Origin of the sequence: Acinetobacter sp. CFCC 10889, from assembly GCF_003268395.1 — a bacterium.
GTDB lineage: Bacteria > Pseudomonadota > Gammaproteobacteria > Pseudomonadales > Moraxellaceae > Acinetobacter.
Window position 1 is genome coordinate 35,387 of the sequence record NZ_LQXQ01000030.1, and the last position, 14,386, is coordinate 49,772.

Consider the following 14,386-nt stretch of genomic DNA (forward strand, 5'->3'; position numbering starts at 1 on the left):
AATTGTGCGTTGCGCAAATGGAACATTGTACAAAGCTTAGACAGCGAAACATGAGAATGGTAGATATATGCTTTACCTAAGTTATTTTTTTGATATGATGTGCCCACTTCTTTTAAGCGCCCATAGCTTAACTGGATAGAGTACGGGTTTCCGAAGCCTGTGGAGTGAGTTCGAGTCTCGCTGGGCGCACCATTATAAAAATACTTATTCTATTGACAATTTCTTGTAATATTCACATCAATTAAAAATACATTTATAGGTTAAATTTTAATGAAAAAAATCTGTTTTTTACTATCAGCACTGACGTTTTCAACATTTTCATTTGCCCAAGATTTAAGTTGCAAAACGGATTATCCAAAGCTTGAAAAACAAATGAATGATGAAATAAAGATTATTCAAACAGGCACAGTTGAAGAGTTAATTAAGCATTATCAAGATACCGATTATGCTCAGGTTTTTCGTACTCATCATGCTGGTCAAGTATTTGATGGTGAGGATTGGATTGATGAAAAAGCCTACTTAGAGAATACAGAAGAAAGTTTTAATCTACTTAAAGATGCATATAGCTCACAACATATCCAGTTTCATGCAGCAAAAGCCAATTTTCTGGCAGATTATGGTGAAGTTTGCGTGATTCCTATTTCTGCGATAGATCAGATTTATCAAGAAAAAATTTCCTCTCAGTATGATGTAATTTTTGTACGAGATCTAAAAACTAATCAATGGCGAAATTTGGTGTATAGCGGTGTGGAATTAAAAACTGATATGGATGAGTTTTTTCCAAATTTATCAAAAAAGGTAAAATTGGCAGCTTTTAAAACCAATGATGGTCAAAATTATGCAGATTTATCAGAAAAAATGGCATATTTAATTTTTCCTGAAATAGGTATCTCTATGACTAAAGAATTAAAGCAAAGTATGAAAGAGGTAACAGATCCATTAAGGCAGCGTTTAAAAGCAAATGGTTTTTGATTCAAATGTCTATAGATAACTTGAATATGGGTAATTTTAAAAAGTAATGTAATGAATAATATTTTAAACTCGCAAAATTATAAGGCTGAATAGTCGATGATTCAATTGGATTTTAATACTAGCTTTGTGCTGAAATGTTAAGCAGTCTTGCCTATTTTGAAGTGTAGATTTATATTAAAACTACAGTAGATCATCAAGATGCTACGAAGAAGTTGGACAGATCAATGACAGCTTGTTGAATTTGCAACTTTAAGTTCAGATAAGAAATAGGCACTAGCTTTCCAACATAAAAAGCTCGCAGAAATGCGAGCTTTTTCATGCCTGATTTATTTTTATGAGAACTTTCTCTTATGAATAGCATAGTTCAACATCATAACGAGCAAACTCATGCATGAGCTGTTGTATAAAATTTTGGGTTAAATCAGTATTTAAATCTGCTTCAAACATTTGCGCATGAGCACTATCAAAATATTCCAGTTTGAGCACTTGCCATACAAGTTCTTGTTCTGTCTGTTGAATATGTAATGTACGCAATTGTAAATCATTGGAAATTTGACGTGGAATGACATTGCTAATCGCCAGTTGAGTCGGGGAATTCTCTGTGGTATTTAAAAAAGTAATCACCCAATTTCCGATTTTACTCAGTTGGGTTGGATTATCAAATGTTGAAAAGTGTAAGCAGTGTGTCAAATTCATTGCAATTCTCCCTCTTTAGCGAGCTTATAAAAGTTTTTTGCCAAATTGTGGATCATGCTTAAGTGGTATGAATAAAATGAACTCTGCTTTTAAATGGAGATAATCAACAAAAACATTTGTTTTATAAGGTAATTATGTATTTTATTGAGATGTAAAAACTCTGGATTAAGTAAAATTAACAATAATTTGTACTATTCAGTGGATTAAAAATGACGCATGGAATGATTGATCATTTGCAAATTTTTATTTAATTCTATAGGTGAAATCCGAGTTTCTTGTAAAGCCGTTAACCACTGCATTTGACAGTGTTTTAAGGCTTGAGAATGTTCGGCATTTTCAATTTTTTGAATCAGCATTTTTGCCATTAAGCCGCAATTTTGACGTAACAATTGCACCATTAAATGTTTGGTTTCATGAAAATTTAATTTCGGCAAAATAATTTCATTTTCAAGGGCAAGGTTGATTTGCGGGGCAAGTGTCTGACTAGATTCTGAAATTTGTAATTCAACGGCAGCATTTTGAACAACAATATCTTGTTCAATATTTTCTTGTGACGGAATGCTTTCAGATTTTTCATTAATTTCAGTTAGCTTGATTTGAGGGTTTTGGATTAAGCCGAGTTGTTCTAAATATTGCAACATCTCTGGTGTAGCAATATTTTGTTGTAATTGTATCGTTAATTTTTGAAAGTCAGATGTACCAATTAAAAGTAAAAGTCGCCGAAGCTTTGGGCTTAAATCAAATAAACGTTGTTTTAAAGCCTGTTTGCCAAGTTCAGTTTTTATATAATGATTCATGTTGCTCTATCCCCCGAAAAGCAATCGTTAGGATAGAGGATCAAAATGACAATAAGGTGTCATTTTGATGACAAATACCATAATTTATAATGTAATAATTGCGCTATTTTCGAGTGCTTTACGCAGGTAAGGATCAAGGTCATCTTGCTTGAGTAACCATTTTGTATAGTCAGGGGGTAGCTCGGAAATCGCTGTACCACGGTGTTTACCAAAATTAATTGTGCGTGGAATACGTGCGTCTTCAGATGCAGTAAATAGTTCTTCAATGCTTTGAATGTTCAACTGATGAATGATGTGCATCAAAATATTCGCTGTTAAAATAATGTCTGCATCTGCACGATGTGCGCCTTTAAGCATAGTACGGGCTTTGTCACTGCCTTTACTGATTTGATAAATTAAGGCTGAAATATTATGAGCTTCTGCATTTGGCCAGACTAAACGTGCCAATGCAAGGGTACAAATCGCTTTAATTTTTGATGTATCGACACCACATTTTTCAATGGCATGAATGTCATAATCAATATTATGACCAATGATATAAGTCGTTTCTGTTGGTAACGTAAAAGTAGAAAAGTCAGGTTGCCCAACTAAATCTGATTCTAAAATATGATGTACTGCCATAGACGCATATGAAATTTTCTCATCACCAATACTATAAAGTTGATCAAAAATTTGCTCACGGTCTAAACTAAGTTTGCCTTGTTCGATTTGAATAGGTGCATACGCAATCTCAATGGGTAAACCATTTAATGTATGTGTTTCTGTATCAAGAATAATGGCTTGCATAACCTATTCCATATTTATTAAAAGTCAATTTGTCTACTTTAACATTCAGTATTTTTTTCTGCACAAATTATTGATGATTACTTGAAAAATTAAGCAAAGTAAGAAGCAATATTTTAGATTTGAGCTAAGTTTTTTAAATAGCCTAAGTATTTATGCAGAAAATAAAAGTATTTCGTTTACAGAATGAGTACAGGGTGCAACAGATTTTGGAAAGTTCATTGATATTTTATAAAGTGCAGATTATAGAGATTTGAAAAAGTGGTTAACCAATTCTTCAAGAAACATCATTGCATTGAATCTATACAGAAAAATTTAAGCTAGACTAAAGTCTAATGCTAGATGATATTTCAAATTCAATATAAGAAAAATCAATTATTTATTTAAATATTTATAAGATATAGCATTCAAAAATTAATCATAAATTGGTATGACCAATATGGAGTTTTAATTTTATTATTGATCTTTTATTCGACTGTAAATTACAATTATTGCATTATATTGATGTGAATTTATTATTAATCACAATATTGGTATGACCAATATTGTGATTTTGTGTTTGCATTTAGACCGATTTTAATGTTTTAGCAAGCATTTCAAGGAGATGACAATGCTTCAACAGTGGCAACAGATTTATGATCCTATGGGTAATATCTGGATTTCCAGTGCAATTGCTCTAATCCCGATTATTTTCTTCTTTCTTGCACTTGCTGTGTTCCGTATGAAAGGAAGTGTAGCGGGCACAATTACTGTGGTATTGGCACTTTTGGTGTCGCTATTTGCCTATCAAATGCCTGTCGCAATGGCATTTGCTTCAATGGTCTACGGTTTTCTATATGGTCTGTGGCCAATCGCCTGGATCATTATTGGGGCGGTATTCCTGTATAAAATTTCAGTAAAAACAGGGCAGTTCGATATTATTCGTTCATCAATCCTGTCGATTACTGAAGATCAGCGTTTACAGATGCTATTCGTTGGTTTTGCTTTTGGTACCTTCCTTGAAGGTGCAGCTGGTTTTGGCGCACCCGTGGCAATTACCGCAGCATTATTGGTCGGGCTTGGATTTAAACCACTTTATGCAGCAGGTTTGTGTTTGATTGTGAATACTGCACCTGTGGCATTTGGTGCGATGGGTATTCCAATTATTGTGGCAGGGCAGGTTTCGGGTGTGGACACCATGGAAATCAGTCAAATGGTGGGTCGTCAGTTGCCATTTATGGTCATTATTGTTTTGTTCTGGATCATGGCAATCATGGATGGTTGGCGTGGTGTGAAAGAAACTTGGCCAGCAGTCATTGTTGGTGGTGGTTCTTTTGCTTTGGCACAATACCTGACTTCAAACTTCGTCGGTCCAGAATTGCCTGATATTACTGCCGCAATTGCAGCTTTGGTGTCATTGACGATTTTATTGAAATTTTGGCAGCCGAAACATATTTTCCGTTTTGCCAATGAAGATGCTGAGATTCAGGAAAATTTAGCTGAGCAAAAACAGCAAAAATATACGATTGGTCAAATTGCCAAAGCATGGTCACCATTTGCGATTTTAACTGCGATGGTAACAGTGTGGAGTATTCAGCCATTTAAAGCTTTATTTGCCAAAGATGGTGCGCTTGCGGATTTGGTGATTTCGATCAAAGTGCCATTTTTGCATCAGCTTGTGCAAAAAATGCCACCCGTAGTCAATGAAATCAAAGACTATGATGCCATTTATAAGTTTGATTGGTTGTCAGCAACAGGTACTGCGATTTTTATTGCAGCGATCATTACCATCATTTACTTGAAAATGAAGCCTAAAGATGCGGTGGCAACATTTGCTGAAACTGTCAATGAATTAAAAATTCCAGTCTATTCAATTGGTATGGTGTTGGCTTTTGCTTTCATTGCGAACTATTCAGGGATGTCGGCAACACTTGCTTTGGCACTTGCACATACAGGTCAAGCATTTACATTCTTCTCGCCATTCTTAGGTTGGCTGGGTGTGTTCTTGACAGGTTCGGATACATCAGCAAATGCATTGTTTTCAGCTTTACAAGCCACTACAGCACAGCAAATCGGTGTGCCTGAAGTGCTTCTTGTCGCAGCCAATACCAGTGGCGGTGTGACAGGTAAAATGATTTCCCCGCAGTCGATTGCAATTGCTTGTGCAGCAGTCGGCTTAGTGGGGAAAGAATCTGATTTGTTCCGTTTTACCGTCAAGCACAGTATTACCTTTACGGTGATGATTGGTATTATTATCACATTACAAGCCTATGTGTTCCCATGGATGATTCCATAACACGACTTTGAATGTGAGCTGAGGAAAGCAGATGAAAGTCTCCGACAAAATTGTACAAAAGTTAAAGTTGTTGATTGAAAGCAACAATATGCAAGTCGGAGACCGTTTACCTGCGGAACGTAAGCTATGTGAACAACTTGAGGTATCCCGTTCCTCTTTGAGAGAGGCCATTTCGCAATTGACCAGTACGGGCATGCTGGTCAGCAAAGTTGGAGCGGGAACATTTTTGCAACAATTGCCGGTAAATTGGTCGCAAAACCAGATTGTTGACCCTTTAAGCAATTTGATTGATGAAGATCCTGCTTATCGTTTTGATGTACAGGAAGCACGATTGATTTTAGAGGGAGGCTCAGCTTGGTATGCAGCCAAGCGAGCAACCCAGGCAGACCTTGAAAAGATTCGCTATTGCTATGATCAGATTACCCATTTTCAATCTTTGGGTGATGATGATAAAGCCTCAAGGGCAGATGCTGAGTTTCATCTGGCGATTGCAGAGGCATCACATAATCTGGTGCTGATTCAGATGATGCGTGGTTTATTCGATTTGTTGCAATTCAACGTGGTTTTGGGACGACGCAAAGTCTATACCGAAGCACGTCGTTATGATCAGTTACGTGATCAACATTTTCAGGTCATGGATGCAATTGAACGTCATGATCCAGAAGCTGCGCGGAATGCAGTTTGTGGACATATAGAATTTGTAGTACAGCAGGTTCGGATGATTGATGAGGAAGAAGCCCGTCGTCAGCGTGCCAGCCGATTGAACAGGATATAGTTATGATTATTTCTTCTGCGAATGATTACCGTGAAGCCGCGCGTCGTCGTTTACCGCCATTTTTATTCCACTATATTGATGGTGGTGCGTATGCTGAATATACCTTAAAGCGTAATGTAGAAGATTTATCAAAAATTGCGTTAAGACAACGTGTTTTAAATGACATGTCACAGCTCAGTTTAGAAACCAAACTGTTTGATGAAACTTTGTCGATGCCTGTGGCTTTGTCACCTGTGGGTTTGACAGGTATGTATGCGCGTCGTGGTGAAGTTCAGGCGGCAGTTGCAGCAGATAAAAAGGGTATTCCATTTACTTTATCCACTGTATCTGTATGTCCAATTGAAGAAGTTGCTCCTGCAATTAACCGTCCGATGTGGTTTCAGTTATATGTACTGCGTGACCGTGGTTTTATGAAAAATGCCTTGGAACGTGCTAAAGCAGCAGGTTGTTCAACATTGGTTTTTACTGTGGATATGCCTGTACCAGGTGCACGTTATCGTGATGCACACTCTGGTATGAGTGGTCCAAATGCAGCGATGCGCCGTTATATGCAATCTTGTTTTCATCCACATTGGGCATGGAATGTTGGCATGATGGGGCGTCCACATGACTTGGGTAATATTTCTAAATACCTCGGTAAACCTACAGGTTTGGAAGATTATATTGGTTGGTTAGGTAATAACTTTGATCCTTCTATTTCATGGAAAGACCTTGAGTGGATCCGTGAATTTTGGGATGGTCCAATGGTGATCAAAGGTATTCTTGATCCTGAAGATGCTAAAGATGCGGTACGTTTCGGTGCAGATGGTATTGTGGTATCGAACCACGGTGGTCGTCAGTTGGATGGTGTTTTATCGTCTGCACGTGCGTTACCTCCAATTGCAGATGCAGTCAAAGGCGACATTAAAATCTTAGCGGATTCAGGTATTCGTAACGGTCTGGATGTGGTGCGTATGTTAGCTTTGGGTGCGGATACTTGTATGCTCGGTCGTGCATTTGTTTATGCATTGGGTGCAGCAGGCGGTGAGGGTGTTTCAAATCTACTTGATTTGATTGATAAAGAAATGCGTGTAGCGATGACTTTAACAGGTGCGAAAACAATTGCAGATATTACTGAGGATTGTTTGGTGAAGTTAGAGAAAGAGTTGGTGGGGTGATTTGATCATCATTCATTATGATTATTCAAATCGTATAAATCTCCCCTAACCCCTCTTTATGAAAGAGGGGAACTCCCTCCTTTTAAAAGGAGGGTTGGGGTGGATTAAAAGCCCTGAAATTAATATTAAAAAAATTTTCGATCTGTCATTTTATGGAATGAATCGACTATGCAAACCTCAGCTTCAAACACCATTCAAAATCTCATTAACATTGTTGGGAAACAGCATGTTTTAACCGACGATGCTGATACACGCCTATACCGACAAGGTCGTCGTTATGGTGCAGGACAAGTGCTTGCAGTTGTTGCACCAGGCAGTTTACTAGAACAATGGCAGGTTTTAAAAACGGCTGTTGAAGCGGATTGTGTGGTGATCATGCAGGCTGCCAATACAGGGTTGACAGGTGGGTCAACGCCATTTGGTGATGACTATGACCGTCCTGTGGTGTTAATCAGTACCCGAAGATTGGTGGGCATTCAGGTCATTAATGAGGGTAAACAAGTGATTTGTTTACCGGGTGCGACACTGGATAAACTTGAAAAAGATTTAGCACCATTTAATCGTGAACCGCATTCAGTGATTGGTTCTTCATGCATTGGTGCATCGGTGCTTGGTGGGGTTTGTAATAACTCAGGTGGTGCATTGGTGCGCCGTGGTCCTGCTTATACTGAGTTGGCTTTATATGCACGAGTTAATGATTTAGGCGAATTGGAGTTAGTAAATCATTTAGGTGTAAATTTGGGTGAAACGCCTGAGCAAATTCTAACTTCGCTTGAAAATAAAAATTATCAAAGCCATGACATTATTAACAATTCAAGTTGCTGTGCTTCCGATCAACGTTATTCACATGATGTGAAACAGGTCGATGAAAATACCCCTGCACGTTTTAATGCAGATCCATCACGCCTATTTGAAGCATCAGGTTCGGCAGGGAAAGTCTGTGTATTTGCAGTGCGTCTGGATACCTTTGAAAAGATTCCAAGTCAGGTGTTTTATGTAGGTACAAACTCACAGGATGATTTGACCGAAATTCGTCGTTTCTTATTGAAAGATTTGCCACGGTTGCCGATTGCAGGCGAGTATATTCACCGTGTTGCTTATGATATTGGTGCAGAATATGGCAAAGACAGTTTTATGTTTATTGAAAAATTCGGTACGGCAAAAGTACCTGCTGCATTTGCGATGAAAGATAAAGTGGATGGTTATCTGGAAAAAGTTGGCTTGCGTGGTTTGTCGGATAAAGTTCTGCAACTCGTGACCAAACTCATGCCAAATCATTTACCACAACGTATGAATGAGTTTCGTGATTTATATGAACATCATTTGATGATTCGGATTGAAAATCAGGATGTTGATCAGGTTGAGCAATATTTAAAAACGTATTTTTCAGATAAGACTTCGGGCAATTATTTTAAATGTACCGATGAAGAAGGGCGTAAAGCCTTTTTACATCGTTTTGCGGTAGCAGGCGCAGCAATTCGTTATCGTGATACGCATCGCTCCGAAGTGGAAGATATTGTCGCGCTTGATATTGCGCTACGCCGTAATGATCGTGAATGGGTAGAAACTTTACCTAAAGCGATGGATGAAAAAATTATCCATAAATTGTATTACGGACATTTTCTGTGCCATGTGTTTCATCAGGATTATATTGTGCAAAAAGGTGTTGATCCTTTGGCAATGGAACATGAAATGTGGCATTTACTCGATGATCGTGGCGCGGAGTATCCTGCGGAACATAATGTCGGACATTTATATGTGGCGAAGCCTGCTTTGAAAAATCATTATCAGAAGCTTGATCCAACCAATAGCTTTAATGTGGGAATTGGGCATACATCGAAGTTAAAAAATTGGAAATAGTCGTTCATTAATATTTGTTTGTGTATAGTCGAAACAGTTTGATTAATCAGACTGTTTTTTATTTATGTGATGAAAATCGGATGAGTAATATACCGATGAGGAATGCACTCACACTAAAAGCCATAACAGTATAAAAAGTAGAATGGGTTTTGAACCAAACGAAGATAGCAGGGATTGCTATGATTATAGCGAATAGCCATGATAACCATTCGGGCAGTTCATTCTTTTTAGATGCAGATTCAATATAATATTGGTTTTGAATGTATTGAAGTTGCTCGATTTCTTCGCCTGAATAGCGTGTACCCAACAGAAAATATCTTAAATCGCTTTCCCAATGTGATAGATCAGTTTGAACTGTGTCCCAATAATTTTGATGAGCTTCGATCTGCATGGATTCTAAGGCTTCATAAATAGAAAGTTTATCTCGAAACTCTTGTTCTGATTGCTCAGATAAATCTAAATAATTGGGTCTGAATAAAATATAGTTCGGATAATATATTTCAATGAGCTGATAAAAATCATCATAATATGCTGAGAAATCTTGCCCGAAAATACTTAAAAATCCCTGTTTACGTCGTATAAGATTGTGTAAGGCTTGAGATTGAGAAATAACAAAATAGGGATAGGTTGCATCACCATAATCCTCGATACATTCCTCACGAGCCATATCGGATTGTGGGTCATCTATATCAAATTCATCGACATAGCGTGCATGTTGGATACTATCCTGTTGATAGAGTAACCACCACATCAGTGGAATAAAAGACTTACATTCCAATGAAAATGCATTCGGCTTTAAGCTGTCCCACTCGTTTAGACTGCCATTTGGCATATGATCCAATTCACAGCTGTCTAAAAATGCATACAATCCCATCTTATTATTCTCATATTGATTTTGAAATTCACATTGAGTTTATTTCGAATCACTACTCATGTTTTGGATTAATTTTCTTTGTTCCCTATTTTCGATGAAATAAAACCTAAAATAAATGCACTGACAAAAAATACAACAGCGGAATACAGCACTGATTGTGTCATAAAATAAACGGCTAAAGTGGCTAAAACAACAATTGCTGTGCAGATCCAAATCGCCCAATTTGATGATTCAGTTGTGGTGTTAATATCCTCAATATCTTTTAATTCATCAACATTTTCTTTGAGAGAGGGTGTAATCATCTCCATCGGATTTGAGCCATAAAAATAATAAGGATGATCATTAAAACGAGCGAAATCTTGGCGATGAAACTCCGCAAAACCTAAGTGCTGTGATGGATCTTGCTGAAAATGTTCAAGTTGTTGTAAAGGTTGCAATAAAAATTCAGCATCATTTAAATCTAAAGCCAAACCACTTGGTCTAAGTAAAATATATTGTGGAAAATGTTGTTCAATGAGTGTTTTAAACTGTTCAAAATGTACAATATTCTCAGCACTAAAAAATTCTATAAATACATATTTTTGTTCAGTTAAATTTGCCAAAGCTTGTTGTTGATCAATCACCAAATAGGCATATTGTGCATCGCCAAATTGATCGTGGTATTCTTCTAAATCCACTTGAGCATCGGCATTAGAAATATCAAATTCATCCGTATATTTTGCCCATTTTAAATTTTCCTGACGAAATAGCATTAACCATAAAATCGGAATAAAAGCATCAGCTTCCAATTCAAAGGATGCAGTATGAAAAAAATCATGCCACTGATTTTCACTGCCCATTGGCATGTGGTTAAAGATTGAATGTGTTAAAAAAACAGGATGGCTCATCGGGAAGATCTTCTCATTTCTAAGTTTTATTCGTGTATTTAGCCTAACTGAACTTTTATACGTGATTGTTGTAAAGCTGTATTGATCTCTTTGATAAGACTGCGATTGGACTTGACAGGATTGACTGAATTGACAAAATCAACAATGAAAAAATCATAAATAGTCATCACAAAATTTCTAAAACTCGATAAAGTAGTATGCAACAAGTTGCAAAGCCAAACTAAAAGGATTCATCATGACAACTAGCTATGCACATATTTTAAAGCCATTGCATTTGGGATTTACGACCATCAAAAACCGTGTCGTGATGGGTTCGATGCATACAGGTTTGGAAGATCGTTTTTATAATTATCCAAAACTTGCAGCCTATTTTGGTGAACGTGCCAAAGGTGGTGTTGGGCTGATTATCACAGGTGGTATTTCGCCAAACCGCCAAGGTTGGTTGTTACCCGCAGGTGGTACGATGAATACCTTGGGTGATGTTGCACCACATCGCCTTGTGACGCATGCAGTTCATAAGCATGGTGCGAAAATTCTGATGCAAATTTTGCACTCAGGGCGTTATGGCTACCAACCTTTTGTGGTGTCTGCAAGCCCGATCAAATCACCGATTTCGATGTTTAAACCACGTCAAATGAGCGATAGTCTGATTTTGGATACTATTCAGGATTATGCAAAAACAGCGAGTTTAGCGAAAAAAGCCGGCTATGATGGCGTAGAAATCATGGGTTCAGAAGGCTATTTACTCAACCAATTTTTAAGTCGCCATGTCAATCAGCGTGAAGACCGTTGGGGTGGTCCGATTGAAAACCGTATGCGTTTTGCTGTGGAAATCGTGAAAGCGATTCGTGAAAAAGTCGGTGAAAAGTTTATTATTTGTTTCCGTTTGTCATTGCTTGATTTAGTTCATGATGGCAACACCATGGATGAAGTGATCACTGTTGCGCAGGCTTTGGAAAAAGCAGGCATTACCTTGTTAAATACAGGTATCGGTTGGCACGAAGCACGCATTCCTACGATTGTGACTTCGGTACCTCGAGCGGCATTTGTTGATTACACCGCAGAAGTAAAAAAGCATGTTTCTGTGCCTGTAATTGCATCGAATCGTATTAATATGCCTGAAACTGCTGAAGAAATTTTGGCAGCAGGCAAAGCGGATATGGTGCAAATGGCACGCCCATTACTTGCTGATGCATTTTGGGTGAATAAAACTGCGACCAATCGTGTTGATGAAATTAACACCTGTATCGCTTGTAACCAAGCATGTTTAGATCACTCATTCCAAAATAAACGTGCAAGTTGTTTAGTGAATCCTCGTGCAGCACATGAAACTGAATTGGTTTATTTAAAAGTTAAAAAGCCGAAGAAAATTGCAGTTGTTGGTGGTGGTGTAGCGGGGATGTCTGCGGCAACTGTAGCGGCTGAACGTGGTCATCAAGTGACTTTGTTTGAAGCTTCGAGTGAAGTGGGTGGTCAGTTTAACTTGGCGAAAGTGGTACCGGGGAAAGAAGAATTCCATGAAACTATTCGTTATTTCAAAGTTCAAATCGAAAAAACAGGTGTGGACTTACGCTTAAATACCAAAGTGAATCGTGAACAATTGGAACGTGAAGGCTTTGATGAAGTCGTGATTGCAACAGGTGTTGTGCCGCGTGGTCTGAAAATTGAAGGCAGTGATGCACCACAAGTGTTGTCGTATGCAGAAGTATTGCGCGGTGCGCCTGTGGGTCATAGTGTTGCTGTGATCGGTGCGGGCGGGATTGGTTTTGACGTATCAGAATTTTTGTTGAAACCTGAACATCAGCCTCAACCACAGCCTTTGGCAGATTGGCAACGTGAATGGGGCGTAGACCCAAATCCAAACTATATGACCGAAGGCGGTTCTGTGCCTGCTGAAGTTGAAGCACCAATTCGTCAGATTTATTTGATGCAACGAAAAACTACGCCATTGGGTATTGGCTTAGGAAAAACCTCAGGTTGGGTACATCGTGCACAGTTGAAAAAGCATGCAGTCCGTATGATGCGTGGTGTGCAGTATAAAGCAGTGACCAATGAAGGTTTATGGATTGAAACCAATGGGCATGATCAATTGCTTCGTGTAGACACAATCGTGGTGTGTGCAGGACAGGAATCTGTAAAAGATTTAATGCCGCAAGAGGGTGAATCTACCTTAGCACAGTATCATATTATTGGTGGTGCGAAGTTGGCTGGTGAGCTTGATGCAAAGCGTGCAATTCGTGAAGGTGCTGAAATAGCAGCCAAACTTTAAGAAAAACCGAGGCATTTGATGAAACATTATGCATTTGAATGCTTTGGCTGTAATTTTTACTTGTCATAATCGAAAAAGCTTCGTATTATGGCGCACATGGAAGCGTGGCAGAGCGGTTTAATGCACCGGTCTTGAAAACCGACGAGGGTGCGAGTCCTCCGTGAGTTCGAATCTCACCGCTTCCGCCAAATTCAAAAAGCCCTTGTGAAAACAAGGGCTTTTTTATTGTCTATATATTTTCCCATAACCTAAACTACATTAAGCATTGGATGACTTTAATCTTGAATTGGGTTTCAGTTTCAAATGTGAAATCGAAATTATCATAAACCCAAAAATTCAACTTCACATTTAATTTACACCTTTGCTTTGTGATGTGTGCTGAAATTATAGGAGACTTCCTTTTGGGAGATTTTAATACGATAAGTTAAAGTGTAGTTATGAGGGGGAGGTTGCTTTAGTCTGTATATTTGTTTGGCACTTTTATCGGGTAGATTCTATACTTAAAGTATCAATAGCCCCTAATTTTTCAAAGATATTTTCCTGATATAAAGAAAAACAAACCCTGTCGAAACAGGGTTTATTTTTCATGATTATTTTACTGTAAAGCTTGCAGTAAAGCTTCGAGCTTCACGTCGTGCATCTGGATCAGAAGGCATCGGGAATGGTGCAGCATTTCGTACTGCTTGTTCCACACTTGCTTTTACATCTGGATCAGAAGCATTCACAACCACAGAGGCAACAGCACCACTTTCAGTTAATGTCACGCGTGCAGAAGCTTTTTGTCCTGAAGAGCCACTTGGCATACGCCATGCACTACGGACTTTATTTTCAAAATCACGTTTTGCAGAAGAAGCAATTTTCTTCGCTTCAGCACGTTTAGTTGCCGCTTCTTCTTTGGCTTTTTGGGCAGCAGAGGCTTTAGCTTCAGCTGCTGCATTTTCTTTCGCTTCTGCATCGGCTTTACGTTTTGCTTCAGCTTTTGCAGCAGCATCTGCTTTGGCTTTTTCATTTGCCTCTTGCTTGGCTTTTGCAGCAGCATCT

Annotated in this window: 12 protein-coding genes, 2 tRNA genes and 1 pseudogene; 9 read left to right on the forward strand and 6 right to left on the reverse strand. The window is 38.4% G+C overall.

The genetic code is table 11. The features are described 5' to 3' along the window. Positions 1-116: 116 nt before the first annotated feature. Together AVJ19_RS12555 and AVJ19_RS12560 are read left to right on the forward strand one after the other, a co-directional pair. Positions 117-192 (forward strand) — tRNA-Arg (locus tag AVJ19_RS12555). 78 nt (positions 193-270) lie between these two features. Then, positions 271-972, forward strand: coding sequence for a hypothetical protein (locus AVJ19_RS12560; RefSeq protein ID WP_111860037.1), 702 nt, complete (start codon positions 271-273; stop codon positions 970-972). A gap of 348 nt (positions 973-1,320) precedes the next feature. Here the strand turns inward: AVJ19_RS12560 and AVJ19_RS12565 are convergent, their stop codons facing one another. From AVJ19_RS12565 to AVJ19_RS12575, 3 genes are all read right to left on the reverse strand, one after another. Continuing rightward, positions 1,321-1,668, reverse strand: coding sequence for a hypothetical protein (locus AVJ19_RS12565; protein WP_111860038.1), 348 nt, complete (start codon positions 1,666-1,668; stop codon positions 1,321-1,323). Between the two features lie 203 nt (positions 1,669-1,871). Continuing rightward, positions 1,872-2,465 carry a hypothetical protein gene (locus tag AVJ19_RS12570; protein ID WP_111860039.1) on the reverse strand — a complete coding sequence of 198 codons (594 nt, stop codon included), beginning with the start codon at positions 2,463-2,465 and terminating at the stop codon, positions 1,872-1,874. 84 nt (positions 2,466-2,549) lie between these two features. Continuing rightward, complete coding sequence (locus AVJ19_RS12575) at positions 2,550-3,251, reverse strand: PolC-type DNA polymerase III (protein WP_111860040.1); 702 nt, start codon at positions 3,249-3,251, stop codon at positions 2,550-2,552. 601 nt (positions 3,252-3,852) lie between these two features. Here AVJ19_RS12575 and lldP point away from each other — a divergent pair. From lldP to dld, 4 genes are all read left to right on the forward strand, one after another. Then, positions 3,853-5,523, forward strand: coding sequence for an L-lactate permease (gene lldP / locus AVJ19_RS12580; protein ID WP_171334209.1), 1,671 nt, complete (start codon positions 3,853-3,855; stop codon positions 5,521-5,523). A gap of 31 nt (positions 5,524-5,554) precedes the next feature. Next, on the forward strand, positions 5,555-6,298 hold the full coding sequence (gene lldR / locus AVJ19_RS12585) for a transcriptional regulator LldR (protein ID WP_111860042.1): 744 nt from the start codon (positions 5,555-5,557) through the stop codon (positions 6,296-6,298). A 2-nt stretch (positions 6,299-6,300) separates the two neighbouring features. Continuing rightward, entirely contained in the window at positions 6,301-7,455 is a 1,155-nt protein-coding gene (gene lldD, locus AVJ19_RS12590) for an FMN-dependent L-lactate dehydrogenase LldD (RefSeq protein ID WP_111860043.1), read from the forward strand. A gap of 168 nt (positions 7,456-7,623) precedes the next feature. Continuing rightward, positions 7,624-9,315: a D-lactate dehydrogenase gene (dld, locus tag AVJ19_RS12595; protein WP_111860044.1), complete on the forward strand. Its 1,692-nt coding sequence runs from the start codon at positions 7,624-7,626 to the stop codon at positions 9,313-9,315. Between the two features lie 58 nt (positions 9,316-9,373). Here dld and AVJ19_RS12600 read toward each other — a convergent pair whose 3' ends face one another. Then, a complete protein-coding gene (locus AVJ19_RS12600) occupies positions 9,374-10,189 on the reverse strand; it encodes a hypothetical protein (protein WP_111860045.1) in 816 nt (271 codons plus the stop codon). A gap of 68 nt (positions 10,190-10,257) precedes the next feature. Beyond that, positions 10,258-11,076, reverse strand: coding sequence for a hypothetical protein (locus AVJ19_RS12605; protein ID WP_111860046.1), 819 nt, complete (start codon positions 11,074-11,076; stop codon positions 10,258-10,260). Between the two features lie 235 nt (positions 11,077-11,311). Between AVJ19_RS12605 and AVJ19_RS12610 the strand changes: the two genes are divergently transcribed. From AVJ19_RS12610 to AVJ19_RS12620, 3 genes and pseudogenes are all read left to right on the forward strand, one after another. Then, on the forward strand, positions 11,312-13,345 hold the full coding sequence (locus AVJ19_RS12610) for an NADPH-dependent 2,4-dienoyl-CoA reductase (protein WP_111860047.1): 2,034 nt from the start codon (positions 11,312-11,314) through the stop codon (positions 13,343-13,345). 98 nt (positions 13,346-13,443) lie between these two features. Next, a tRNA-Ser gene (locus AVJ19_RS12615) sits at positions 13,444-13,533 on the forward strand. Between the two features lie 227 nt (positions 13,534-13,760). Continuing rightward, positions 13,761-13,849: pseudogene (locus AVJ19_RS12620) on the forward strand (IS5/IS1182 family transposase); the annotation flags it as partial. Between the two features lie 86 nt (positions 13,850-13,935). Here AVJ19_RS12620 and AVJ19_RS12625 read toward each other — a convergent pair. Then, positions 13,936-14,386 (reverse strand): TonB C-terminal domain-containing protein (locus tag AVJ19_RS12625; RefSeq protein WP_162626601.1); only part of this gene is annotated, 451 nt, incomplete at its 5' end.